Source organism: Vreelandella songnenensis (assembly GCF_003002925.1).
GTDB lineage: Bacteria > Pseudomonadota > Gammaproteobacteria > Pseudomonadales > Halomonadaceae > Vreelandella > Vreelandella songnenensis.
On sequence record NZ_PVTK01000001.1, the window covers coordinates 105,154 to 126,807 of the forward strand.

The 21,654-nt window shown below is 58.9% G+C and carries 26 protein-coding genes and 1 other RNA gene; 6 read left to right on the plus strand and 21 right to left on the minus strand.

Annotated elements, in window-relative coordinates:
* Window position 1: 1 nt before the first annotated feature.
* The 3 genes from rsmH to rsmI all read right to left on the minus strand — a co-directional run bounded on the left by rsmH (window position 2) and on the right by rsmI (window position 2,275).
* Window positions 2-958, minus strand: a complete 957-nt coding sequence (rsmH, locus tag B0H98_RS00480; protein WP_106373113.1) for a 16S rRNA (cytosine(1402)-N(4))-methyltransferase RsmH — start codon at window positions 956-958, stop codon at window positions 2-4.
* A 54-nt stretch (window positions 959-1,012) separates the two neighbouring features.
* An RNA gene (gene rnpB / locus B0H98_RS00485) (RNase P RNA component class A) lies at window positions 1,013-1,385 on the minus strand.
* Between the two features lie 32 nt (window positions 1,386-1,417).
* Window positions 1,418-2,275 (minus strand): 16S rRNA (cytidine(1402)-2'-O)-methyltransferase, encoded by an 858-nt coding sequence (gene rsmI / locus B0H98_RS00490; RefSeq protein ID WP_106373114.1) that lies wholly within the window; start codon window positions 2,273-2,275, stop codon window positions 1,418-1,420.
* Window positions 2,276-2,385: 110 nt separating this feature from the next.
* Here rsmI and B0H98_RS00495 point away from each other — a divergent pair, with 110 nt between their 5' ends.
* Genes B0H98_RS00495 through B0H98_RS00510 form a run of 4 tightly spaced genes read left to right on the plus strand, consistent with a single transcriptional unit; the run spans window position 2,386 to window position 5,487 of the window.
* Window positions 2,386-3,891, plus strand: a complete 1,506-nt coding sequence (locus tag B0H98_RS00495) for a penicillin-binding protein activator (protein ID WP_106373115.1) — start codon at window positions 2,386-2,388, stop codon at window positions 3,889-3,891.
* The gene (locus B0H98_RS00500) at window positions 3,881-4,252 is read left to right on the plus strand and encodes a YraN family protein (protein ID WP_106373116.1); all 372 of its coding nucleotides are present in this window, start codon (window positions 3,881-3,883) and stop codon (window positions 4,250-4,252) included. Before B0H98_RS00495 ends, B0H98_RS00500 begins: the two co-directional genes overlap by 11 nt.
* Before the next feature lie 24 nt (window positions 4,253-4,276).
* On the plus strand, window positions 4,277-4,867 hold the full coding sequence (locus B0H98_RS00505; protein ID WP_106373117.1) for a phosphoheptose isomerase: 591 nt from the start codon (window positions 4,277-4,279) through the stop codon (window positions 4,865-4,867).
* A 47-nt stretch (window positions 4,868-4,914) separates the two neighbouring features.
* On the plus strand, window positions 4,915-5,487 hold the full coding sequence (locus B0H98_RS00510) for a BON domain-containing protein (RefSeq protein ID WP_106373118.1): 573 nt from the start codon (window positions 4,915-4,917) through the stop codon (window positions 5,485-5,487).
* 76 nt (window positions 5,488-5,563) lie between these two features.
* Here the strand turns inward: B0H98_RS00510 and B0H98_RS00515 are convergent, their stop codons facing one another.
* The 8 genes from B0H98_RS00515 to zapE all read right to left on the minus strand — a co-directional run bounded on the left by B0H98_RS00515 (window position 5,564) and on the right by zapE (window position 11,828).
* On the minus strand, window positions 5,564-6,049 hold the full coding sequence (locus B0H98_RS00515; RefSeq protein WP_106373119.1) for a ClpXP protease specificity-enhancing factor: 486 nt from the start codon (window positions 6,047-6,049) through the stop codon (window positions 5,564-5,566).
* A gap of 56 nt (window positions 6,050-6,105) precedes the next feature.
* Window positions 6,106-6,732 carry a stringent starvation protein SspA gene (sspA, locus tag B0H98_RS00520; RefSeq protein ID WP_106373120.1) on the minus strand — a complete coding sequence of 209 codons (627 nt, stop codon included), beginning with the start codon at window positions 6,730-6,732 and terminating at the stop codon, window positions 6,106-6,108.
* 104 nt (window positions 6,733-6,836) lie between these two features.
* Complete coding sequence (locus B0H98_RS00525; protein WP_106373121.1) at window positions 6,837-7,568, minus strand: cytochrome c1; 732 nt, start codon at window positions 7,566-7,568, stop codon at window positions 6,837-6,839.
* On the minus strand, window positions 7,565-8,815 hold the full coding sequence (locus tag B0H98_RS00530) for a cytochrome b (RefSeq protein ID WP_106373122.1): 1,251 nt from the start codon (window positions 8,813-8,815) through the stop codon (window positions 7,565-7,567). The genes B0H98_RS00525 and B0H98_RS00530 overlap by 4 nt, the downstream gene beginning before the upstream one ends.
* Window positions 8,815-9,414 carry a ubiquinol-cytochrome c reductase iron-sulfur subunit gene (gene petA, locus B0H98_RS00535; protein WP_106373123.1) on the minus strand — a complete coding sequence of 200 codons (600 nt, stop codon included), beginning with the start codon at window positions 9,412-9,414 and terminating at the stop codon, window positions 8,815-8,817. The genes B0H98_RS00530 and petA overlap by 1 nt, the downstream gene beginning before the upstream one ends.
* Before the next feature lie 218 nt (window positions 9,415-9,632).
* Window positions 9,633-10,022 carry a 30S ribosomal protein S9 gene (gene rpsI / locus B0H98_RS00540; RefSeq protein WP_106373124.1) on the minus strand — a complete coding sequence of 130 codons (390 nt, stop codon included), beginning with the start codon at window positions 10,020-10,022 and terminating at the stop codon, window positions 9,633-9,635.
* Between the two features lie 13 nt (window positions 10,023-10,035).
* Window positions 10,036-10,464: a 50S ribosomal protein L13 gene (rplM, locus tag B0H98_RS00545; RefSeq protein WP_106373125.1), complete on the minus strand. Its 429-nt coding sequence runs from the start codon at window positions 10,462-10,464 to the stop codon at window positions 10,036-10,038.
* A gap of 182 nt (window positions 10,465-10,646) precedes the next feature.
* Window positions 10,647-11,828 (minus strand): cell division protein ZapE, encoded by a 1,182-nt coding sequence (gene zapE / locus B0H98_RS00550; protein ID WP_106373126.1) that lies wholly within the window; start codon window positions 11,826-11,828, stop codon window positions 10,647-10,649.
* Between the two features lie 201 nt (window positions 11,829-12,029).
* Here zapE and B0H98_RS00555 point away from each other — a divergent pair, with 201 nt between their 5' ends.
* Window positions 12,030-12,491 (plus strand): ZapG family protein, encoded by a 462-nt coding sequence (locus B0H98_RS00555; protein ID WP_106373127.1) that lies wholly within the window; start codon window positions 12,030-12,032, stop codon window positions 12,489-12,491.
* Between the two features lie 45 nt (window positions 12,492-12,536).
* Here B0H98_RS00555 and B0H98_RS00560 read toward each other — a convergent pair whose 3' ends face one another.
* Entirely contained in the window at window positions 12,537-13,298 is a 762-nt protein-coding gene (locus B0H98_RS00560; protein WP_106373128.1) for a Nif3-like dinuclear metal center hexameric protein, read from the minus strand.
* Between the two features lie 138 nt (window positions 13,299-13,436).
* On the opposite strand from B0H98_RS00560, the gene B0H98_RS00565 reads away from it, so the two are divergent.
* On the plus strand, window positions 13,437-14,681 hold the full coding sequence (locus B0H98_RS00565) for a Do family serine endopeptidase (protein WP_106373129.1): 1,245 nt from the start codon (window positions 13,437-13,439) through the stop codon (window positions 14,679-14,681).
* A gap of 15 nt (window positions 14,682-14,696) precedes the next feature.
* Here the strand turns inward: B0H98_RS00565 and hisD are convergent, their stop codons facing one another.
* From hisD to B0H98_RS00610, 9 genes are all read right to left on the minus strand, one after another.
* Window positions 14,697-16,043, minus strand: a complete 1,347-nt coding sequence (hisD, locus tag B0H98_RS00570) for a histidinol dehydrogenase (RefSeq protein WP_106373130.1) — start codon at window positions 16,041-16,043, stop codon at window positions 14,697-14,699.
* A 13-nt stretch (window positions 16,044-16,056) separates the two neighbouring features.
* Entirely contained in the window at window positions 16,057-16,710 is a 654-nt protein-coding gene (hisG, locus tag B0H98_RS00575; RefSeq protein WP_106373131.1) for an ATP phosphoribosyltransferase, read from the minus strand.
* A 28-nt stretch (window positions 16,711-16,738) separates the two neighbouring features.
* Window positions 16,739-18,001: a UDP-N-acetylglucosamine 1-carboxyvinyltransferase gene (gene murA / locus B0H98_RS00580; protein ID WP_106373132.1), complete on the minus strand. Its 1,263-nt coding sequence runs from the start codon at window positions 17,999-18,001 to the stop codon at window positions 16,739-16,741.
* A 10-nt stretch (window positions 18,002-18,011) separates the two neighbouring features.
* Entirely contained in the window at window positions 18,012-18,263 is a 252-nt protein-coding gene (locus tag B0H98_RS00585; RefSeq protein ID WP_106373133.1) for a BolA family protein, read from the minus strand.
* 96 nt (window positions 18,264-18,359) lie between these two features.
* Window positions 18,360-18,692, minus strand: coding sequence for an STAS domain-containing protein (locus B0H98_RS00590; RefSeq protein ID WP_106373134.1), 333 nt, complete (start codon window positions 18,690-18,692; stop codon window positions 18,360-18,362).
* Window positions 18,689-19,345 (minus strand): MlaC/ttg2D family ABC transporter substrate-binding protein, encoded by a 657-nt coding sequence (locus B0H98_RS00595; protein WP_106373135.1) that lies wholly within the window; start codon window positions 19,343-19,345, stop codon window positions 18,689-18,691. Before B0H98_RS00595 ends, B0H98_RS00590 begins: the two co-directional genes overlap by 4 nt.
* 36 nt (window positions 19,346-19,381) lie before the next feature.
* Entirely contained in the window at window positions 19,382-19,846 is a 465-nt protein-coding gene (mlaD, locus tag B0H98_RS00600; RefSeq protein ID WP_106373136.1) for an outer membrane lipid asymmetry maintenance protein MlaD, read from the minus strand.
* Between the two features lie 15 nt (window positions 19,847-19,861).
* The gene (gene mlaE, locus B0H98_RS00605; RefSeq protein WP_106373137.1) at window positions 19,862-20,665 is read right to left on the minus strand and encodes a lipid asymmetry maintenance ABC transporter permease subunit MlaE; all 804 of its coding nucleotides are present in this window, start codon (window positions 20,663-20,665) and stop codon (window positions 19,862-19,864) included.
* Window positions 20,665-21,483 carry an ABC transporter ATP-binding protein gene (locus B0H98_RS00610; protein ID WP_106373138.1) on the minus strand — a complete coding sequence of 273 codons (819 nt, stop codon included), beginning with the start codon at window positions 21,481-21,483 and terminating at the stop codon, window positions 20,665-20,667. The genes mlaE and B0H98_RS00610 overlap by 1 nt, the downstream gene beginning before the upstream one ends.
* Between the last annotated feature and the right edge of the window lie 171 nt (window positions 21,484-21,654).

Consider the following 21,654-nt stretch of genomic DNA (forward strand, 5'->3'; position numbering starts at 1 on the left):
GTTATACCCGTTTACGGGCAGCTCGCATAACGGCGCTCCGCGCCCGCGGGTTGCCAGCCACCTCTTCATCACTTGGACGTACGCCTTTGCCCAGGGCCTCAAGACGACGGTTTAACTGATCATCACGAATGGGCACACCGCGGGGAAGATGGGTATCGCCGCGCACGTGGTGACGAATAAAGCGTTTTACGCGCCGGTCTTCCAGGGAGTGAAAGCTGATGATCACCAGATGACCGCCGGGCGCCAGCGCCTCAAGCGCTGCGTCTAAGGCAGCGTCAAGCTGATCAAGTTCGCCGTTGAGGTAAATTCGTAGTCCCTGGAACGCCTTGGTTGCCGGATGACGGCCTTTTTCCCAGGCGGGGTGCGCGGCTTTCAACACCTCGGCCAGGTCCACCGTATGGGTAAATGGTGTTTCTGCGCGCCGCTCGACCACTGCACGCGCCAGGCGTTTGGCATAGCGCTCTTCACCGTAGGCCTTGAAGACGTGAGCAATATCGGCCTCTTTGGCACGGGCCAGAAATTCCGCCGCGCTTTCGCCCTGCGTCGGGTCCATGCGCATATCCAGCGGGCCGTTGCGCATGAAGCTGAAACCGCGCTCGGGATCATCCAACTGCGGAGAGGAGACGCCGACATCCAGCAGCACGCCGGAAAGCTTGCCGTAGACACCCTGCTCGCGGGCGTAGTCTGCCAGATGGGCAAATTCACGCTGGGTAATCTGAAAACGGGCGTCGTCGATGCCAGCCGAGGCTGCAATCGCCTGAGGGTCACGGTCCATGGCCATCAACTGGCCTTGCTCATCCAGGCGGGAAAGAATCAGCCGCGAATGACCGCCCCGGCCAAAGGTGCCGTCCAGGTAGATGCCGCTTTTGTCGTGTACAAGGGTATCGACAGCCCCTTCCAGTAATACGCTGGTGTGGTGAAACGGGGAAACGACCTGGTCAGCGTCAGGAGAAGGCATGGTACTCTCACACAAAAATTAGAGGGGCGCGCTGATGCGAGCCCCTTCATGGAAATGGGGAGTCGGCCGATAAGCCGGGTTCTGTCGTGGACAGTCATTCCTCTAGGCGCGTTGTCACCAAAGCGCTCAAGCAACCTACCCGGACCCAGCGCGGGCCACGCCATTGGGTCCCTATTTGGTCTTGCTCCGAGTGGGGTTTACCATGCCACGCACTGTTGCCAGGCGCGCGGTGCGCTCTTACCGCACCCTTTCACCCTTACCGGCCCTTTGAGGTTTATTTCAAGGGGCTTAGGCGGTCTACTCTCTGCTGCACTTTCCGTCGGCTTACGCCGCCCAGGCGTTACCTGGCACTCTGCCCTATGGAGCCCGGACTTTCCTCCCCTCGCCCATCCAAAGATGGGCAAGCGGCGACTGTCTGGCCAACTCCGGCGGCAAGCATACCAGCGCCCTTGCTTTGCCTCAATGCTCGGTTTTAATTGCTTGCAGCCGCGCGTACCACTCCTGCTTGCGCCCACCCAGCATTCGGGCCACTATCGCCGCGCCCTGCTTGACACCCACCCCTTCATCCAGCAGCGTTTTCATCAGCTCATCGGCACTTATATCCTGATGCTCGCGCTCGGTGACCGGCGGCGCGCCAGCGACCATGACCACGAATTCCCCGCGCGCCTGGTTGGGATCTTCCGTCAGCTGGGTGATAAGCGCCTCGGGCGTGCCCTGTAAAAATGTTTCAAAGGTCTTGGTGAGCTCCCGGGCCAGCACCACCGCGCGCTCGGGGAAACTCTCTTTCAGGGCGTCAAGGGTATGCATGATGCGGTGCGGAGATTCGTAGAACACCAGCGTCTCTTCCCGCGTGCTCCAGTCTTCCAGCACCTGGCGCCGCGCGCCGGGCTTGGCCGGCAGAAAGCCGCCAAAGACGAACCGATCAGTGGGAAGCCCCGCACCCGAGAGCGCCGCGATCAGCGCACAGGCGCCGGGGATCGGTACGATATGGCGCCCGCGCGCGCGAAGCTCGCGCACCAGCACGAAGCCCGGGTCGCTGATCAGCGGCGTGCCGGCATCGCTGATCAGTGCGATACTCTCGCCTGCGGCCAGGTAGCCATCCAGAGTATCCACACGGCGTGCCTCGTTATGCTCATGCAGCGAAAGCATCGGCGTACTGACCCCTAGATGGGCCAGAAGACGCCCGCTATGGCGCGTATCTTCGGCGGCAATGCGCGATACTTCGGCTAATACCCGGGCTGCACGCGGCGTGAGATCGTCCAAATTCCCAATTGGGGTGGCAACCACGTACAATGTGCCCGGATTATGGTGTGTCATCGTGACTCCCGATTTGTTAATGGCTTGCTCTGACGGTGCGCTATGCTTGTGCCAGGACAACGAAACGCTGACCAGCGGCGACAGCGCAAATGAAAACTAAGGAAGGATACATGAAACACTCTCTGCGTGGCGTATTCGCCACTGCCCTCACAGCACTTCTGATAACCGGCTGTGCGATGCAGTCGCCCAGCGTGGTCGACCGCGCCGATGACCGCGATGCCGGCCGCCTGCTGAGCCAGGCAGAGCAGCAGGCCCCGGATCAAGCCGCCAAGACACGCCTGGAAGCTGCCAGCATCCTGGCCCAGCAAGGCCAGCGGGATAACGCTTTCGAAGCGGCAGGCAATATCGACGTTGCGCTTCTCTCCGAAGCCGACCGCGTTCGCTGGGCGCTGTTGTTCTCGGAGCTTGCACGCGCCATGGACGACCCTCGCGCCGTGCTGCGAGCAACCCAGGTGTTGAACGATGACCTGCCCATGCAGGACGACCAGCGCGAAACGCTGGAAGAGCGCCAGCGCTGGGCGCGTAATGCCTTGAACGAAGGCGACCCGGAGCTTCTGGCGCTGCCAAGCCTGGAAGGCCAGGAAATACGCCGCATCGTCGTTGCCCTGCCGGAATCCGGCCCGCTCAGCAGCGTGGCCAACACACTGGCCACCGCCATGCGCCGCCACCATGAAGTCAGCGGCGATAACGTGGAGCTAAGCTTCCTGGACGCCTCTCAGTACTCCATGGATGAGCTTTACCAGCGCGCCGAGCAGATGAATGCCCAGTTGATCATTGGCCCGCTGGCCAAGGACCAGGTAACCCAGCTCGAGCAGCGCGACAGCGTACCGCTGCCCACGCTTGCGCTCAATTACGGCAGCAGTGAGCAGAACAACGCCGCACGTCTGTTCCAGTACGGCCTCTCTGCAGAAGATGAAGCCCGCCAGGCCGCACGCCGCGCCTATCAGGACGGCCATCGCCAGATGTCGATGATGGTACCTGACAACGACTGGGGTCGCCGTGTAGGCGAAGCGTTCTGGAACGAGTGGCACCGTCAGGGCGGCGAGATTACCAACGCCGTACGCTACAACCCCGAAAGCTCGGTTTCCAACGCCGTCAAGACGGCCCTGAACGTGAGTGGCGAGCGTGCACAGCTAGGCAATATCGATGCGCTCTTCCTGCTGGCCCTGCCTGACTACGCGCGTCAGGTACCGCCCACCATGGATTACTACTACGCGCCCAACCTGCCGATCTACGCGACCTCGCATCTGCATGAAGGCCGACTGCAGACCCGTCGCGACCAGGACCTCAACGATGTCATGTTCGTAGATATTCCCTGGCAGATCCCGGATGCCGCCGTGGGTGGTGAAGAGGTATTGCCGTTCTACCCCACTTACCAGCGCCTGCGCGAAGAGTCCGACGCCTCCATGTTCCGCCTCATGGCCATGGGCGTAGATGCCTACGAAATCGCCACGCACCTGTCCGACATTGCCTCGCTTGACGGCATGCGCGGCAGCACCGGGACGCTCTACCTGACCGGCGATGGTCGCATCTACCGCGAACTGCCCTGGGCCAAATTCCAGAACGGTACGCCGACCCCCATTCTGATCCCCGGCCAGAGTGACAGTGACGAATAACGCCCAGACAGCACGCAAGCGCGGCGCAGCCATCGAGCAGCTAGCTGCAAGGTGGCTGCAAGCGCAAGGATTGATGCTCGTCACCCAGAACCACCACGTAAAAGGTGGCGAGCTTGACCTGGTAATGCGTGACGGGGCAACGCTGGTGTTTGTCGAAGTCAAACACCGCGTGACCACCCAGTACGGCCACCCGCTGGAAACCGTCACACCTACGAAGCGAAAGCGCCTGGTGCGAGCCGCCACGCTGTATATTGGAAGATACGGCCTTACATCTCCCTGCCGCTTTGATATTCTTGCCATTACCGGCACGCCGCCTGATCTCGTCTTCCAGTGGGAGAAAGCGGCTTTTGACGCCTATTGATTCTATTTCAACCAGGAAGCCCTGATGGACTTTCAAGCACGCATTCTCGACCACTTCAACGCAAGCATTGACACCAAGACCTACGCCAGCGAAGTACTGCCACCGTTCATTGAAGTTGCCAGCCAGATGATGGTTCAGTGCCTGGTCAGCGAAGGCAAGATCCTTGCCTGCGGCAATGGCGGTAGTGCCGGCGACAGCCAGCACTTTTCATCGGAGCTGCTCAACCGGTTCGAGCGCGAGCGGCCAAGCCTCCCAGCGCTTGCCTTGACCACCGACACCTCGACGCTGACCTCGATTGCCAACGACTACAGCTACAATGAAGTGTTTTCCAAGCAGATCCGCGCGCTGGGACAGCCGGGCGACATACTGCTGGCGATCTCGACCAGCGGCAACTCGGCCAACATCGTGCAGGCCATTCAAGCCGCTCACGACCGTGAAATGACGGTAGTTGCCCTGACCGGACGCGATGGCGGTAACATGGCCTCCCTGCTAGGCCAGGACGACTGTGAAATTCGTGTGCCGGCCACCTCGACCGCCAGAATCCAGGAAGTCCATCTTTTGGTCATTCACTGCCTGTGCGATCTTATTGATGAACAGCTGTTTGGCGCCGCCTGATCAAGCAGACGCGTCTTTACTTTTTACCGGATAAGGAGTCATTCACCATGGCCCTGCGCTTTTCTTCTCGCAAGCTTGTGGCGGCTACGCTGTTTACCGCTGCGCTAATCAGCGGCTGTGCAACCAACACCGCCTCCAACCCTTCCAATTACGGCCAGCGCAGCGACGATGTTCAGGCAGTGGATGCCACCATCGAGCGTGAAGCCGAGCGCGCCCTTGATCGCGCTGACGCCCGCCTGGGTGATGCCCGCATTCGCGCCCACAGCTACAATGGCGCGCTACTGCTGGTTGGCCAGGTGCCGAGTGAAGAGCTGCGCACCAAGGCAGGCGATGTGGCCCGCAACCTGCGCGGCGTCAATCAGGTGCATAACGAGCTGACCATTGCCGCTCGACTCCCGGCCAGCCAGCGCCTGACCGATACCTGGCTCACCACCAACGTGGTCAGCACACTTGCCACCAATGACCGCATCGATTCATCGAAGCTCAAGGTCACCACTGAAAACGCCAGCGTTTACCTGATGGGCATGGTCACTCACGAAGAAGCCGACCGCATCGTCAATGCCGCCTCTTCGGTAGGCGGCATTCAGCGCATCGTAAAGGTGTTTGAATATATCGATTGATCGATCAATCGCCGTAAAAAAAACCTCGCACGTTACCGTGCGAGGTTTTTTAATGCGCGCCGTGCTGGCCACCGAGTTACTTGACGACGCGGAGCGTAGGCTTTTTCTTCGATTTCGATGCGGTCTTGGGTGCCTTGGCCTCATCACCCAACTCCTCGTCAGGCACCGGCTCGGTCACCGAGAGCTCGGGCTTTGAAGGTGTATCACTCACCTCTTCAAAGAGCTCCTCGTCATCGCCTTCTTCACTGAGTTCCGGCTCGTGACCAAATACCATCCCCACGCCATTTTCGCGAGCGTAGATGGCAATCAAGGCCGGTATTGGCACCATCACCTGCATGGGCTGACCACCAAAGCGCGCGTTGAAACCAATCGCCTGGTTTTCCATGAACAGATCGCGCACGGCCGTCGGCGCCACGTTCAGCACAATCTGACCGTTCTGAACAAACTGGCGCGGTACTTCTACTCCCGGCTGAGTCGCATCCACGACCAGATAGGGCGTCAATTCGTTATCCAGCAACCACTCGTAGAGCGCTCGGGCGAGATAGGGGCGACTCGATTTCATAAGACTCCCTCCTCCTGACAAGTTAGACCCCGCCACCAGGGCAGGGTCAGGTAAATTCAAGCACGCATCTCTTTTTCACGCTCGTTCAGGGACGCCTTGAACGCTTCGCGCTCAAATACCCGCGACATGTAGCTCAAAAGCGGCTTGACCTGCTTTTCGGGCAGCTCGATATTAAGCTCCGGCAAGCGCCAGAGGATAGGCGCAAGACAGCAGTCCACGAGCGTAAACTCTTCGCTCATGAAGAAAGGCATATCTTCAAAGATGGGCGAGATACCGATCAGGCTTTCACGCAGCTCTTTTCGCGCCTTCTCTGCCTCTTTCTTCCCACCGCTGCGAATCAGATCCACCATGGGGCACCACTCACGCTCGATCCGGTGCATCCACAGACGACTCTGCGCCCGGGCGACCGGGTAAACGGGCAGCAACGGCGGATGCGGGAAACGCTCATCCAGGTACTCCATCATGACCTTGGATTCATACAGCACCAGATCACGATCCAGCAGCGTCGGTACGCTGTTATACGGGTTGAGGTCTGCCAGATCTTCCGGCGGCTGCTCCTCGTTCACATCAACGATATCAACAGCGACCCCCTTCTCAGCCAGAACAATGCGCACACGATGACTGAAATGATCATCACTACCAGAGTAAAAAATCATCGACGACCGCTTGGCCACAACACCCATGAAAGCATCCTCGCATCAAAACAATTATGGATAATAACACGCCAAAGCTACCTTATGGTAAGGCAGCCTGTTTTAGGGTTACCGCTTGTTTCATCACCACCGGACTAACGCACATCCCGCCAGTATTCACGTTTAAGCAGATACGCCATCACGCCAAAGACAAACACAAATATCATCACCCCAGGCGCCACACCCTGCGCCTTCAGCCTGGAGGGCTCGCTGACATAGGCTAGAAAATTGGTAATATCGAAGACTGCCTGCTCAAACTCGGCGGGTGACAGCAAGCCTGGGCGCGCCAATGCAAGTTCACGGCACTCCTCGGGCCTGCTCAGCACCCGAGAGGCACCCTGCGGGCAGCCCATCACCTGAACACCCTGAAGAGGCTCGAGCACATTGGGCATGGCCACCGACTCGACAAGGATATTGTTGACCCCAAGCGGCCGGCTTGGGTCTTCATAAAACCCCAGCAGATAGGCGTAAACCCAATCAACGCCGCGATGCTTGGTGGCAAGCGTCAAGTCCGGCGGGCGGACGCCCCACCACTGCTGCGCCTCCTCCTCCTTCAGCGCATTGACCATAGGGTCATCGAACGCCTGCGCCGAAGAGAACACGAGGTGCTCTTCCATAAGCGCTTGAGGAATATCCAGATCTGCCGCTGTGCGCGAATATCGCTGGTACTCAAGCGTGTGGCAGCCAAGGCAGTAATTCACATAAAATTTAAGCCCACGCTGAAGCGACGCCTTATCGTTCAGGTCCGGCGATACCGAGCGCGCATCGCTCCCCAGCGCCACCAAAGGCATCAACAAAAGCCAGAGCACCAGCATCCAACGCTTCATCGGCCAACCACCCTTTCAGGCACGGGCCTGGTCTTCTCCCAGCGGGTATAAAATGGCATCAGCAGGAAATAGGCAAAGTAGGTCGCGGTAAACAGCTGCGCCAAATGCGTGCGAACAGGCGTCGATGGCAGTATACCCAACACACCCAGCGCCACGAAACTTACAACGAAAAGCCCGAGCATGGCTTTTGACGCCCAACCCTTGTAGCGCATGGAGCGGGCCGGGCTACGATCAAGCCAGGGCAAGACAAACAGTACGGCAATGGCACCCGCCATGAACACAACGCCCAGAAAGCGCGCATCCAGCCCCAGAAGAGAAAAGTTGACGGCGCGCAAGATGGCGTAAAAAGGCGTGAAGTACCACACCGGCGCGATATGCTCGGGCGTGGTGAACGGGTCGGCCGGCGCGTAATTCGGCGCTTCGATGAAGAAGCCGCCCCCTTCAGGAAAATAGAAGACTACGCCGCAGAACACGAACAGAAAGACTGCCACACCCACTAAATCCTTGAGCGTATAGTAAGGGTGAAACGCAATACCATCCAACGGCCTGCCTTCGGCATCGGTATGCTCGCGGATCTCGATACCTTCTGGATTGTTCGACCCCACCTCATGCAGCGCCACGATATGCAGCACCACCAGCAGCAGAATCACCAGCGGCAGCGCGATGACATGCAGGGCAAAAAAGCGGTTCAAGGTGACGCCAGATACCAGGTAGTCACCGCGCACCCACTCGGCAAGGCCAGGGCCGATACCGGGAATAGCCGAAAACAGCGAGGTAATGACCTGCGCGCCCCAGTAGGACATCTGCCCCCAGGGAAGCAGATATCCCATGAAGGCTTCCGCCATCAACACCAGATAAAGCGCCATGCCGAATATCCACACAAGCTCCCGAGGCGCCTTGTAGGAGCCGTAGAGAAGCCCGCGAAACATGTGCAGGTACATGACGATAAATAGCGCCGATGCGCCTGTGGTATGCAGGTGGCGAATCAACCACCCCCACTCTACGTCACGCATGATGTACTGAATGGAAGCAAATGCTCCCTCGGCCGAAGGGTCGTAACTCATGGTGAGCCAGATCCCGGTGAGCACCTGATTGACCAGCATCAATAACGCCAGAGAGCCAAACAGGTACCAGACATTCAGATTTTTGGGCACATAGTAATTGGCCAGATGATCTTGCCATAGCCTGCGTGCCGGAAAGCGCCTATCCATCCAGCCCTGGTTTTCTTCCCGCTTCGGCGCTGCCATCAGCCAAGCTCCCCGTCTTCACCTACTTCGATAATCGCATCGCTCAGAAAACGATACGGCGGCACCTCGAGGTTGGTCGGCGCCGGCATATTGGTATACACGCGCCCTGCAAGATCAAAGCGCGAACTGTGACACGGGCAATAAAAACCGCCGGGCCAGTCATCGCCCTTGGGCTCGGCGGCATCGGGTTCCGGCCGATATAAAGGCGAACAGCCAAAGTGGGTACACAGGCCAACCAGGACACCAATATCGGGCCTGCGCGAACGAAGCTTGCCCTGAGCGTAGGCTGGCTGCTGCGGCTGACGGGAATCGGGGTCGGCCAGCGCGGCGGGGGAAAGCGCCTGGATACGCGCAATCATTTCCGGCGTTCGACGGATGATCCATACGGGCCTGCCCCGCCACTCAACCGTCATCCGCTGACCCGGGCGTAGCTTGGATATATCGGCCTGAACCGGCGCACCGGCAGCGCGCGCCCGCGCACTTGGCTTCCCTGCGGCGACAAAAGGCACGGCCGCTCCCACTACGCCTACCGCACCAATGACGGAAGTAGCCCCAACAAGGAAGCGGCGCCGAGCCTTGTTAATGCCGTGATCAGCCATGCAGAACCTCTCCCATCCAAGAAAACGCCGCATCCATGATAGCATCCGGTCATAGGTTTGCTGATGCGCTATATCAAGTGAACCGCCGTTTTCAAAGCACTTTGAACAGCACGTCAGCTCGCCCTGCCCGCTTACTGCTATTCAAAATACTTTGGAAAGTACAATAAAAAAACGCCCAGGCCGGTGGCCTGGGCGTTTTGCCGCATCGCGTTGAAAAATTAACGCTTGGAGAACTGCGGACGACGACGTGCTTTGCGCAGGCCGACTTTCTTACGCTCAACTTGACGCGCATCACGCGTTACGTAGCCAGCGGCACGCAGCGTGGGACGCAGGTCTTCGTTGTAGTTCATCAGGGCACGAGTGATGCCGTGACGAATGGCGCCAGCCTGTGAAGAACCGCCGCCACCAGCGACAGTAACAAAGATGTCGAACTGGCTCAGGGTTTCAGTCAGCTCTAGCGGCTGACGAACCACCATACGACCGGTCACACGACCGAAGTACAGGTCGAGGTCCTTGTCGTTGACAGTAATTTTGCCAGAGCCCGGCTTCATAAACACGCGAGCGGTGGAAGTCTTGCGGCGCCCGGTACCGTAATACTGCTGTGTCATGGCGAAGATTTCCTCAGATGTTCAGTTCAAGCGGCTGTTGAGCAGCATGCGGATGCTCGGCACCGGCGTACACTTTTAACTTGGAGTACATGGCGCGACCCAACGGACCTTTCGGCAACATGCCCTTAACGGCGAACTCGATGATGCGCTCGGGCGCATGATCAAGCATCTTGTCGAATGTCATGGAGCGCAGGCCGCCCGGGTAACCGGTGTGGCGATAGTAGGTCTTAGCCTTCGCCTTGTTGCCAGTCACTTGGACTTTTTCAGCGTTGATGACAACGATGTAGTCGCCGGTATCAACGTGAGGAGTAAATTCGGGCTTATGCTTGCCACGCAGGCGGCGAGCAATCTCGGTTGCCAGACGACCGAGCGTTTTGTCCGTAGCGTCGACAACATACCAGTCGCGCTGGACGGACTGCGGCTTAGCACTGAACGTCTTCATGGATGAAATCACCAGATTAAGTGTGTTGGGCAACTCACACCGCCAGGCGGTGAAGCGCCGTCCCTATTTTTTTTGGTTGCCGGACCAACCCGACAACATGTAGCGAGGCGGCATTCTACAGCAAGCCCTCGAACAAGTTAAGCCCTTTGACGCTTTTTCTTATCCTGGGCTGACGGGCCTGCTCAGGGCTTGTGCGGCAAGGCCAGATACTCCCGGGACTGCATCTCCTGAAGGCGCGACAGCGTACGCTGAAATTCGAACGTGAGCTTGCCGTCACTGTAAAGCTCCTCTACCGGCACTTCGGCAGACATGAGAAGCTTCACCCCGCGGTCGTAGAACTCATCGACCATATTGATGAAGCGGCGCGCCTGGTCGTCCTGCAGCCCTCGCATGCGTTTGACATTGGAGACCAGCACGGTGTTGAAGCCTCGCGCAAGCTCGATATAGTCATTCTGGCTGCGCGGCCCGTCGCATAGCTCAAGAAACTCGAACCAGGCAACGTTCTCATGCAGACGGCGCGTCTTCAGCACACGATGATTGATTTCAAGCGGCGCGTCGGTTTCGCCCTCGTTACCGGCAATCTCGCGAAAGCTGCGCGAAAGCTCCTGCTCGGCTGATTCATCCAGCGGCGAGTGGAATATCTCTGCACGCTCGAGCGCACGCAGCCGGTAGTCGACGCCGGAATCGACGTTGACCACCTCGCAGTGGCGCTTGACCAGATCGATGGCGGGAAGAAAGCGTGCCCGCTGCAGGCCATCCTTGTATAGATCATCTGGCACGATATTCGAGGTAGCCACCAACACCACCCCCCGCTCGAACAGCGCCTCAAACAGAGTGGCCAGAATCATGGCATCGGTAATGTCCTTGACGAAAAATTCGTCAAAGCAGATCACCCGGGCTTCAGAGGCAAACTTGCCGGCAATCAGGGTAAGCGGGTTCTTCTCACCTTTATAGTGAGTCAGCTCGTTATGCACCCGCTGCATGAAACGGTGAAAGTGAGTACGCATCTTTTCAGGAAACGGCAGCGACTCAAAAAAGGTGTCCACCAGATAAGTCTTGCCGCGCCCCACCCCGCCCCAGAAATAGAGCCCCTGCACCTGAGGCAGCGCAGGCTCGCCTTGCGAGGAGGATTTACCAAACAGCCCGGCCATTCTGGCCTTGAACCCACCGCTGGCAATGACCGCCTTGGGTACGGTAGTCGGCGTCTTGATCAAATCATCATAAAGACGCTGCAGGTGCTTGACCGCCGTTTCTTGAGCCGCATCGTGCTGAAAATCTTCCCGTGCGAGGTCGGCACGGTAGCGCTCCATGGGGGTTGGCCGCGATGTCTGACTCACCTTTTGGCCTGCAGAAGTAGCTGACATTTGCTTGCTCCAAAGCGTATTGCGCGGCGTTGACGAGGCGGCCAAGCGCCTTTCAAAAAAAGAAGATTATACGCTTCGCACACGCTAAGCGCATGGTTGGATTGACCTAACCAACTAATCGACGCCTATAATGAAGCTTGTTTCGTTCGCAAACCGTTAACTCAAGGGTAACGGGGCGCACCAAGTGTCAGGGAGAAAACTGTGGAAGCAAGCTCGCCTTATACCTTTGCCATTATTGGCATACTTATCGGCTTCGTCATCGGTTTGGGATGCTATCGTTTGTTTAGTAAAGGAGAGCGTCACAACGCCTCCCTACGCCAAACGCTTTTGGAACGAGAACACCAGATTGCTGAACTGAAGAAAGGCATGGGCGGTCATCTGACCGGCGTTTTCGAGCGCCTGGACAGCATCCGTGCCGAAGCCGACCAGCTAGAGAAGCAGATTACCGAGGAGGTGCAGGAGTGGCACCTGGGCAGCAACACTCCAGCGGCTCTGAAGGAGCGCCAGATGCCAGCCCAGCCCGCTACATCAGGTGCATCCTTGCCGGAAAACGAGAGCGCCCCGGCAACCCCTCGTGACTACGCTGACGGGAAGAACGGCACGCTGTCGGAAAATTTCGGCTTGAAAGAGAGCACCACCGCCCCACAGCCGCCCCGCTACTAGGCACTAGATTTAGCGTAAGCGGCGTTGAACCCCGCCGCCTTCAGGTCAGGCGGGGTTATCTATATCTACAAAGCGATGCTCGATCGCGTACTCATCGGCCAGCCATTCGCCCAGCGCCTGAACGCCATAGCGCTCTGTAGCGTGATGTCCAGCGGCGATGTAGTGAATTCCCAGCTCACGGGCCAGATGCGTGGTGCGCTCGGAGATCTCACCGGAAACAAATGCCTGCGCCCCCGCCTCAAAGGCTTGAGTAATCATGTCCTGCGCCCCGCCAGTACACCAGGCAATCCGCTCGATATCGCCAACGCCCGGGGCTTCAATCAACAGCGGCGCCCGCTGCAAGGTGCTGCCGATCTGTTCGCCGAGGGCGGCCAGGCTTTGCACTTGAGGCAGACGCCCAGACCAGAGCAAGCCCTCGCCCAGCTCACCGTCCAGGCAACCCTCTACCTTCCAGCCCAAGCGGCGAGCGAGTTCGGCGTTATTGCCCATTTCGCTGTGCGCATCCAGCGGCAGGTGGTACGCCAGCAGGTTGATATCGTGATTGATCAGCGTCTTGATACGCCGATGTTTCATCCCGGTGATGGCAACCGGCTCGTTTTTCCAGAAGTAACCGTGATGAACCAGCACCAGATCGGCTTGCCAGGCCACCGCCTCATCAAGCAGTGCCTGGTTCGCCGTCACGCCGCTCAGTACGCGCTTTACCTGCTCGCGGCCTTCCACCTGCAAGCCGTTGACGGTGTAATCCTTGAAAGTGGCTGATCGCAGCTGGTGATCGCAGGCGGCAACTATCTGATCGCGATGGGTCACAAAGACTCCTTTAATGATTCGCCGGGGGTCGTGAGGAACAAGGCTATAAAGTGTTACCATAATGCCATAGTAAAACTCGTTTCGTGTTATCGCGAACCTCACGTTTCCCAAGATTGCCACCCGCTGAGGAACACTTGCATGCACCGCTTCGTGCTGCCCTATTTATGGCCCGTTTTGACCGGGGTGCTATTGGCTGCCCTGCTGCTTTTCATCTTTCCAGACAGGCTGTCCAATCCGTTTTCAAGCGCTCCCCCGGCACAGACACCGCCTCCGGCCTCGCCACTGGTAACGGCCAGCGAGCAGGCCAGCAGCCGCCCTGCACCGGAAATTCGCCAGGCCGCACCGCTATCACGTGATCAGGGGCCGGCGAGTTACGCCAACGCCGTCAGCCAGGCTGCGCCCGCCGTAGTCAACATCTACTCGTCGCGCATTGTCGAACGCGACCAGCACCCATTGATGTCGGATCCTTTTTTCCAGCAGTTCTTCAACGGTGACGACGCCACCACGCATCAGCGCATGCTGTCGAGCCTGGGTTCAGGGGTTATCGTCAGCCACGACGGCTATGTGCTGACCAACCACCACGTGATCAACGGCGCCGATGAAATTCAGGTGGCGCTGCGCGACGGCCGCGAGACCCTTGCTGAAGTGATCGGCACCGACCCCGAAAGCGATTTGGCGGTGCTGCGCATCAGCCTGGATGACCTCCCGGTCATCGAGATGACGGATTCCGCCGACGTGGCCGTGGGCGATGTCGCCCTGGCGATCGGTAACCCGTTTGGCGTCGGCCAGACCGTGACCATGGGTATCATCAGCGCCACCGGCCGCAGCCATCTTGGCCTGAACGCCTACGAAGACTTCATTCAGACCGATGCGGCGATCAATCCCGGCAACTCGGGCGGCGCGCTGGTGAATCCCGACGGCGCCCTGGTAGGTATCAATACCGCCATCTTTTCGCGCTCCGGGGGCTCGCAAGGCATCGGCTTTGCCATTCCTGCCAACCTGGCCCATAGCATTCTCGATGAACTGGTCACTCAAGGGCGGGTAATTCGCGGGTGGCTGGGCATTGAAGCGCAGGCGCTCTCCAGAGAGCTTGCCGCGTCGTTTGGGCTGCGCACTCCCCAGGGCGTGATCGTGGCAGGCGTGGTCAGCGGTGGGCCAGCGGACAATGCCGGCCTGGAACCCGGAGACATTCTGCTCTCTATCGATGGCCAGGCGGTACTGGATGCCCGCGCCACCATGAGCAATATTGCCTCGATCCCACCCGGCACCTCCCTTCCGCTCACCATTGTGCGTAGCGGCGAGCGAATGGACGTTACGCTTGAAGTGGGCGAGCGCCCGGTGATGGACAATGCGCCGGCCGGCGAGCGTCCGAAGGATTCGTGACGCCCGCCTGAGCGTTTACTTTTCGATACGGTACTCGGCTGACCGCGCGTGGGCGGTCAGCGACTCGCCGCGGGCCAGTACAGAGGCGACCTTGCCAAGCGTTGACGCGCCTTCACGCGAGCAGTTGATGATCGAGGAGCGCTTCTGAAAGTCGTACACCCCCAGCGGGGACGAGAAGCGCGCCGTGCCCGACGTCGGCAGGACGTGATTGGGTCCCGCGCAGTAATCCCCCAGCGCCTCGGCAGTGTAGCGGCCCATGAAGATAGCCCCGGCATGACGCACGTCATCCAGCCAGCTTTCCGGGGCATCCACCGAGAGTTCAAGATGCTCCGGGGCAATCCGATTGATCAGGCTGATCGCGTCTACCTTGTCTTCACAAAGAATCAGCGCACCGCGCTGACCAAGCGATTCGCGCACGATCGCTTCACGCTCGAGGGTCGGCAACAGGCGCTCGATGGCCTCCTGCACCGCGTTCAGATGCTCAATATCCCAGCTCACGAGAATGGCCTGGGCATCTTCGTCATGCTCTGCCTGGGAGAAAAGATCCATGGCGAGCCAGTCAGGATCCGTGCGGCCATCGGAGACCACCAGAATCTCGGAAGGCCCGGCGATCATGTCGATCCCCACCTGACCAAACACGGCCCGCTTGGCGGTGGCCACATAGATATTGCCAGGCCCCACGATCTTGTCCACCCGCGGCACCGTCTGCGTGCCGTAGGCCATGGCGGCAATTGCCTGAGCGCCGCCGATGGTGAACACATGATCCACCCCTGCCAGGTGCGCGGCCGCCAGCACCAGCTCGTTGACCACGCCATCCGGGGTGGGCACCACCATGACGATTTCGCGCACACCCGCCACGTGCGCCGGAATGGCATTCATCAGTACGGAGGAAGGATAGGCCGCCTTGCCGCCGGGCACGTAGATACCCGCGCGATCAAGTGGCGTCACCTTCTGTCCCAGCACCGTACCGTCGGCTTCTTCGTACTGCCAGGAGCCGGGCTTCTGACGCTCGTGGTAAAGCCTGATACGCTCTGCTGCACTGGCAAGCGCCTCGCGCTGCTCGCCGGGCAGATTCTCAAACGCTTGCTTGAGGCGCTCAGGGGTCAGGCACAGCGCCTGCATGGAATCAACCGAAAGACGGTCAAAGCGGTTGGTCGCATCGATCACCGCGGCGTCGCCACGCTGTTTGACGTCGGCCAGAATTTCATCGACCCGTGTCTGCACGGCGTTATCCGAAACGCCCTCCCAGTCCAGCAACGCGTTCAGGCGCTGCTCGAAAGTGGCATCACGCGTCGAGAGACGGGCAATCGTGGGCAAAGCCTTTTTTGACGAAGCCCCCGTTGAAGAAGACATGGTGCTCATAAAGACTCCCGCATCATTGCGTAAGCAGTGCTTGGCGTTTTTTCACTGCGCTGTCCAGACGGGCCAAAAGCGGCTTGATACGCTCGTGCTTCATGGTCATGGCCGCCTTGTTGACGACCAGACGAGTGCTGATATGAGCAATCAATTCGCGCGGCTCCATACCGTTGGCCCGCAGCGTATTGCCGGTATCCACAATATCGACAATCTCGTCGGCCAGGTTCATCAAGGGCGCAAGCTCCATGGCCCCGTAAAGCTTGATGACTTCAGCCTGAATGCCCTGCTCGGCGTAGTAGCGCCTGGCAATATTGACGAACTTGGTGGCTACACGGCGGCGGGCCAGCGCTGGCTGCTGGCCGGTTACCCCGGCGGTCATCAGCTTGCAGCGGGCAATGTCGAGATCCAGGGGCTCGTAAAGCCCCTCGGCACCGTGTTCGAGCAGTACGTCCTTGCCGGCAATTCCCAGGTCAGCGGCGCCTAGCTGAACATAGGTCGGCACGTCGGTTGCACGAATGACCACCAGCTTCACATCCGCCAGATTGGTGTCGAACAGAAGCTTGCGGCTCTTGCCTAGATCCTCCGCCGGCGTAATACCGGCGTCCGCGAGCAGCGGCAGCGTTTCGTCCAGAATACGCCCCTTGGAGAGGGCGAGAATCAGTTGCTTACTCATTGTATTGGCCAACGGTTAATAGTATGGCTTAGCCGGGAATACGGCGAATACGCGCGCCCAGCAGCTGCAATTTCTCTTCGATACACTCGTAGCCACGGTCAATGTGATAGATGCGGTCGACCAGCGTTTCGCCTTCCGCCATCATGGCGGCAATCACCAGCGAAGCGGACGCACGCAGATCGGTTGCCATCACCGGCGCGCCGGAAAGCTTCTCCACGCCCTTGATCAGCGCGGTATTGCCTTCAAGAGCGATATCGGCCCCCATGCGGTTGAGCTCCTGCACATGCATGAAGCGGTTCTCGAAGATAGTTTCCACCACCCGTGAATGACCTTCGGCCACGGCGTTCATGGCAACAAACTGGGCTTGCATGTCGGTCGGGAATGCGGGGTAAGGCGCGGTACGAATATTGACCGCCTTGGGCCGTTTACCGTGCATGTCCAGAGCAATCCAGTCGTCGCCGCTGGTGATCTCGGCACCCGCCTCTTCAAGCTTGGCAAGTACGGCTTCGAGTATGTCGGCGCGCGTGCGCTTGACCTTGACCCGGCCGCCGGTCATGGCCGCCGCTACCAGAAAGGTCCCGGTCTCGATACGGTCCGGCATGACGTCGTGATGGCAGCCGTGAAGCTTCTCGACACCTTCAATCACGATGGTATCGGTGCCATGCCCGCGGATATTGGCGCCCATCTTGATCAGGCACTCGGCGAGATCGACAATCTCGGGCTCACGCGCGGCATTTTCGAGAATCGTCTTGCCGTCGGCCAGAGTAGCGGCCATCAGCAGGTTCTCGGTGCCGGTAACCGTGACCGTATCAAAGAAGATCGTGGCGCCTTTCAGGCGGCCGTCCACACGGGCGCGAATGTAGCCGCTTTCCACGCGAATCTCTGCTCCCATGGCTTCCAGGCCACGAATATGCAGATCGACCGGCCGCGAACCGATGGCGCAGCCGCCGGGCAGCGAGACGTCCGCCTCGCCAAAGTGGGCAAGCAGAGGGCCAAGCACCAGAATGGAGGCGCGCATCTTCTTGACCAGCTCGTAAGGCGCGTGACAGCGGGTTACCTGAGAGCCATCCAGCTGGATACTCAGCTTCTCGCCCATCACCGGCTCCACCCCCATGCGCCCGAGCAGCTCAAGCGTGGTGGTGATGTCCTGAAGATGCGGCAGGTTGCCGATGACCACCGGGCCATCGGCCAGCAGCGTGGCGCACAGTATCGGCAAAGCCGCATTCTTGGCGCCGCTCACCCACACTTCACCGTCTACCGACCCGTTGCCGGTAATGATTAACTTATCCATGAGGCCGCCGTTACTGGGCGTTTTCCGGCGCGGAGGACCACTGCGCCGGAGTGAAGGTTTTGATGCTAATAGCGTGCAGCGCGCCCGAGGCAATTTCATCACTCAGTGCTGAATACACTAGCTGCTGACGCTTTACCGGAGAGAGACCTTCAAAGGCTTCACCGACTGCAATCACCTGAAAATTACAGCCCTCACCCTGTATATGAAATTCACACCCATCGATACGGGATTCAAGCAGTGCTTTTACCTCATTGGGTTGCATGAGACAGGAAACTCCTTCGACGTCGTGGTAAATGATAACAATGAGGCAACATGATAAAGAAAAGCGGCACGCTTGGCGATGCCAAGGGCGCCGACCCTACTCGGTGAGGGCCGGCGAATGGATCAGGGCATCAAGCTCGGAGAGAGCAGCCAGACGCTCAAGCGGAGCAGAGAGAGTGATAGCGCTCACCTCGATGTGGTGGCGCTTGCAGGTACGCAGCCATTCAAAGAGTACGCTCATGACAGCGCTGCTGGCCTTTTCGACGCCGCTGAAATCGAACCCGACGGCCTTTTCACCGCCGGTTTCAAGCCACTTCGCACCGGCGGCGGCCAGTTCGGCCGCCGCGGTCATGCCTACATCGCCAGTCACACGCAGCGTGCTCTGCTCGACATCAAGCGTGGCTAGAGGCTGTGACAGTAGGCGTGTCACGCATCGCCCCCCTGCTCCAGCTCTTCAACGCCAATTTCCGGCGCCCAGCCACGAATGACGGCATCGTAATCGCGGTTGTTTTGACGCATGGCCTGGTCAAACTGGTTGCGGAAGGTAAGGCCCAGGTTGATGCCGTTGACGATCACGTTGACAACGCGCCACTGGTTATCCGCAAGACGCAGGCTGTAGCTTACCGGGTATACCTGGCCGTTGCTGGCCACCACTTCCATATCCACGCTTGCCTGATCGTCATAGCGCTGGCTGCGCTGGGTATCCAGCACGCGCAGATCCTGATAGTCGAAGGTAACCAGGCCGCGGGTATAGGTATCAATCAAGGTCTGGCGGAATACATCGGCAAAGCGGCTACGCTGCTCGGGGGTTGCATTACGGAAGTAGCTGCCCATGACGCTTGCGCCGATGTAACGAAAGTCCGCCACGTCATCCAGGCTTTCGTTGACCAGCGCTTCCAGCTCATCAATGTTGCTGGAGTAATAGTCGCGCTTGCCTTCAATTTCGCCCATGAGGGAGTCGACGTTCTCACGGATCATCGCTTCAGGACTCTGGGATTGCGCCTGGGCCTGTAAAGGGAGAGCCATTGCCAGCGCCAGCAGAGCCACCAGCCAGGGGAATTTCAAAGCGGTCATCTTACGCATCGTGCTTACCTCGAAAAAGCGGTTAGTGGTTAGTGATTAGTTGGTTGCCATGTTGGACACAAATTGCTGGATAAGTTCTTCCAGCACCAGCGCCGACTGCGTATCACGAATGGTATCGCCATCACCCAGCACTTCAGGGTCACCGCCGATACTCAGACCGATATACTGCTCACCGAGCAGGCCGGCAGTCAGGATGGCGGCGGTAGTATCTCTTGAAAGCTGGCCCTCCAGATCATTATCCAAGCGTAGCGTGACTTTGGCGTCATACCACTCGGTATCCAGATCGATGGACTCCACGCGCCCGACCGTCACCCCGGCCATGGTGACGCGGGCACGAGGCCTCAAGCCGCCGATGTTGGCAAAATTGGCATCAAGGCGGAACGTTTCAGAAGGGGCGCTCAGACTCATGCCGCTCACACGAAGCCCTAGGAACACAAGACCAATGATACCCGCCAGCATGAACAGGCCCACGCCAAACTCCACGGTTTTACTGCGCTTCATGAAATCACTCCACCCTTAAAGACCACCGAACATCACGGCGGTTAGTACAAAATCAAGCCCCAGTACCGCAAGCGACGAATACACGACTGTGCGCGTGGTAGCGCGCGAAATGCCTTCTGACGTAGGCACCAGATCATAGCCCTGGAAAACCGCGATCCAGGTCACGACGATCGCAAAGACCAGGCTCTTGATCATGCCGTTACCCACATCGTTCATGAAGGAGACGCTGGCCTGCATGTTGCTCCAGTAAGAGCCCTCAAAGACGCCTAGCCATTGAACACCCACCAGATATCCCCCCCAGATACCTACCACGCTAAAGCCCACGGTCAGTATCGGCAGGGCGACGAAGCCGGCCCATAGCCTGGGCGCGATCACCCGGCGCAGCGGGTCAACGCCAATCATTTCCATGCTGGTCAATTGCTCGGTGGCCTTCATCAGGCCAATTTCTGCCGTCAGCGCAGAGCCCGCCCGTCCTGCAAACAGAAGAGCCGCCACTACCGGCGCCAGTTCGCGTAAAAGCGACAGCGCCACCATCTGCCCAAGCGCCTGCTCAGCGCCAAAATCGACCAGAATCGTATAACCCTGCAGCGCCAGCACCATGCCGATGAATAGCCCCGACACAATCACGATGGCAAGCGACAGCACCCCGACAAAGTGCATCTGACGTAGCCACAGGTACCACCCTTCACGGGAAGGCACACCTACCACCGATTGGCCCAGAAAAAGCCCGGCCCGGCCCAGGGCTTCCATGACATCACACCCTTTGCGCCCAAGCCTCACGATACGGCCGACAACGCCTTGTTCAAATTTCGACTGCATTACCTGGCCCTTGTCGCGGTAGCGCCAAGAATATCGCTGTATAGCGTCTCGGCGGGATAGTGAAACGGCACCGGCCCATCGGGCTCACCGTGTACAAACTGGCTTACCCGCGGGTCCTGGTTGGCATTCAGCGTGTCCGGCGTGCCCTCCGCCACCACCTGACCATCGGCCAGTAGATAAAGATAGTCGGCAATGCTCAGCGTCTCTTTTATATCGTGAGACACCACCACGGACGTCAGCTTGAGCGCCTCATTGAGCCGCTTGATCAACTGCACCAGCACTCCCATGGAAATGGGGTCCTGACCAACAAAGGGCTCATCGTAAAGAATCAGCTCCGGGTCCAGCGCAATGGCCCGGGCCAGGGCTACCCGCCTTGCCATGCCGCCGGAGAGCTCGGCGGGGGTAAGATGGCGCGCACCGCGCAGCCCCACCGCCTGAAGCTTTAAAAGTACCAGATCGCGAATCATTGCATCGGGGAGGTCGGTATGAACCCGTAGCGGGAACGCCACGTTTTCAAATACGTCCAGATCCGAAAACAGCGCGCCGCTTTGAAACAGCATGCCCATGCGCTTGCGCAGCGCAAACAGCGCCTTGCGTGATAGCCGTTGAACATCCTGCCCGTCCACCAGAATACGCCCCCGGTCCGGCGTCAGCTGTCCGCCGATCAGCTTCAGCAGCGTGGTCTTGCCAGTACCGCTGGGGCCCATGATCGCGGTAACCTTGCCCTGCGGAATAATCATGTCGATGCCGCGAAAGATCTCATGGCTCCCACGCGAGAAGTGCACATCGTGTATCTCAATAAAGGGAACATCCGTCATGGGTGGTTCGACTCCCCTAGTCGCTTGTGTCGAGCGTGCCGATGAGGCTTTCAGCCTATTCTACAGTTTAAAAACAGTGTTTTCGAAAAATTATCGAACATCGTATCTTAACTCGATTGGCACTAACAGACGAGCGCGCGTTCCAATGGCGCATGAAAACCCTTTAAAGCG

Bases quoted from the DNA above. Each gene is read 5' to 3' on its own strand.
- hisG (WP_106373131.1), bottom strand. From the start codon at position 16,710: ATGAGTAAGCAACTGATTCTCGCCCTCTCCAAGGGGCGTATTCTGGAC.
- petA (WP_106373123.1), bottom strand. From the start codon at position 9,414: ATGGCTGATCACGGCATTAACAAGGCTCGGCGCCGCTTCCTTGTTGGG.
- B0H98_RS00530 (WP_106373122.1), bottom strand. From the start codon at position 8,815: ATGGCAGCGCCGAAGCGGGAAGAAAACCAGGGCTGGATGGATAGGCGC.
- B0H98_RS00565 (WP_106373129.1), top strand. From the start codon at position 13,437: ATGCACCGCTTCGTGCTGCCCTATTTATGGCCCGTTTTGACCGGGGTG.
- B0H98_RS00585 (WP_106373133.1), bottom strand. From the start codon at position 18,263: ATGCAACCCAATGAGGTAAAAGCACTGCTTGAATCCCGTATCGATGGG.
- rsmH (WP_106373113.1), bottom strand. From the start codon at position 958: ATGCCTTCTCCTGACGCTGACCAGGTCGTTTCCCCGTTTCACCACACC.
- B0H98_RS00525 (WP_106373121.1), bottom strand. From the start codon at position 7,568: ATGAAGCGTTGGATGCTGGTGCTCTGGCTTTTGTTGATGCCTTTGGTG.
- mlaE (WP_106373137.1), bottom strand. From the start codon at position 20,665: ATGCAGTCGAAATTTGAACAAGGCGTTGTCGGCCGTATCGTGAGGCTT.
- rpsI (WP_106373124.1), bottom strand. From the start codon at position 10,022: ATGACACAGCAGTATTACGGTACCGGGCGCCGCAAGACTTCCACCGCT.
- B0H98_RS00610 (WP_106373138.1), bottom strand. From the start codon at position 21,483: ATGACGGATGTTCCCTTTATTGAGATACACGATGTGCACTTCTCGCGT.
- B0H98_RS00515 (WP_106373119.1), bottom strand. From the start codon at position 6,049: ATGAAATCGAGTCGCCCCTATCTCGCCCGAGCGCTCTACGAGTGGTTG.
- B0H98_RS00510 (WP_106373118.1), top strand. From the start codon at position 4,915: ATGGCCCTGCGCTTTTCTTCTCGCAAGCTTGTGGCGGCTACGCTGTTT.
- zapE (WP_106373126.1), bottom strand. From the start codon at position 11,828: ATGTCAGCTACTTCTGCAGGCCAAAAGGTGAGTCAGACATCGCGGCCA.
- sspA (WP_106373120.1), bottom strand. From the start codon at position 6,732: ATGGGTGTTGTGGCCAAGCGGTCGTCGATGATTTTTTACTCTGGTAGT.
- B0H98_RS00505 (WP_106373117.1), top strand. From the start codon at position 4,277: ATGGACTTTCAAGCACGCATTCTCGACCACTTCAACGCAAGCATTGAC.
- B0H98_RS00595 (WP_106373135.1), bottom strand. From the start codon at position 19,345: ATGCGTAAGATGACCGCTTTGAAATTCCCCTGGCTGGTGGCTCTGCTG.
- rplM (WP_106373125.1), bottom strand. From the start codon at position 10,464: ATGAAGACGTTCAGTGCTAAGCCGCAGTCCGTCCAGCGCGACTGGTAT.
- mlaD (WP_106373136.1), bottom strand. From the start codon at position 19,846: ATGAAGCGCAGTAAAACCGTGGAGTTTGGCGTGGGCCTGTTCATGCTG.
- B0H98_RS00495 (WP_106373115.1), top strand. From the start codon at position 2,386: ATGAAACACTCTCTGCGTGGCGTATTCGCCACTGCCCTCACAGCACTT.
- hisD (WP_106373130.1), bottom strand. From the start codon at position 16,043: ATGAGCACCATGTCTTCTTCAACGGGGGCTTCGTCAAAAAAGGCTTTG.
- rsmI (WP_106373114.1), bottom strand. From the start codon at position 2,275: ATGACACACCATAATCCGGGCACATTGTACGTGGTTGCCACCCCAATT.
- murA (WP_106373132.1), bottom strand. From the start codon at position 18,001: ATGGATAAGTTAATCATTACCGGCAACGGGTCGGTAGACGGTGAAGTG.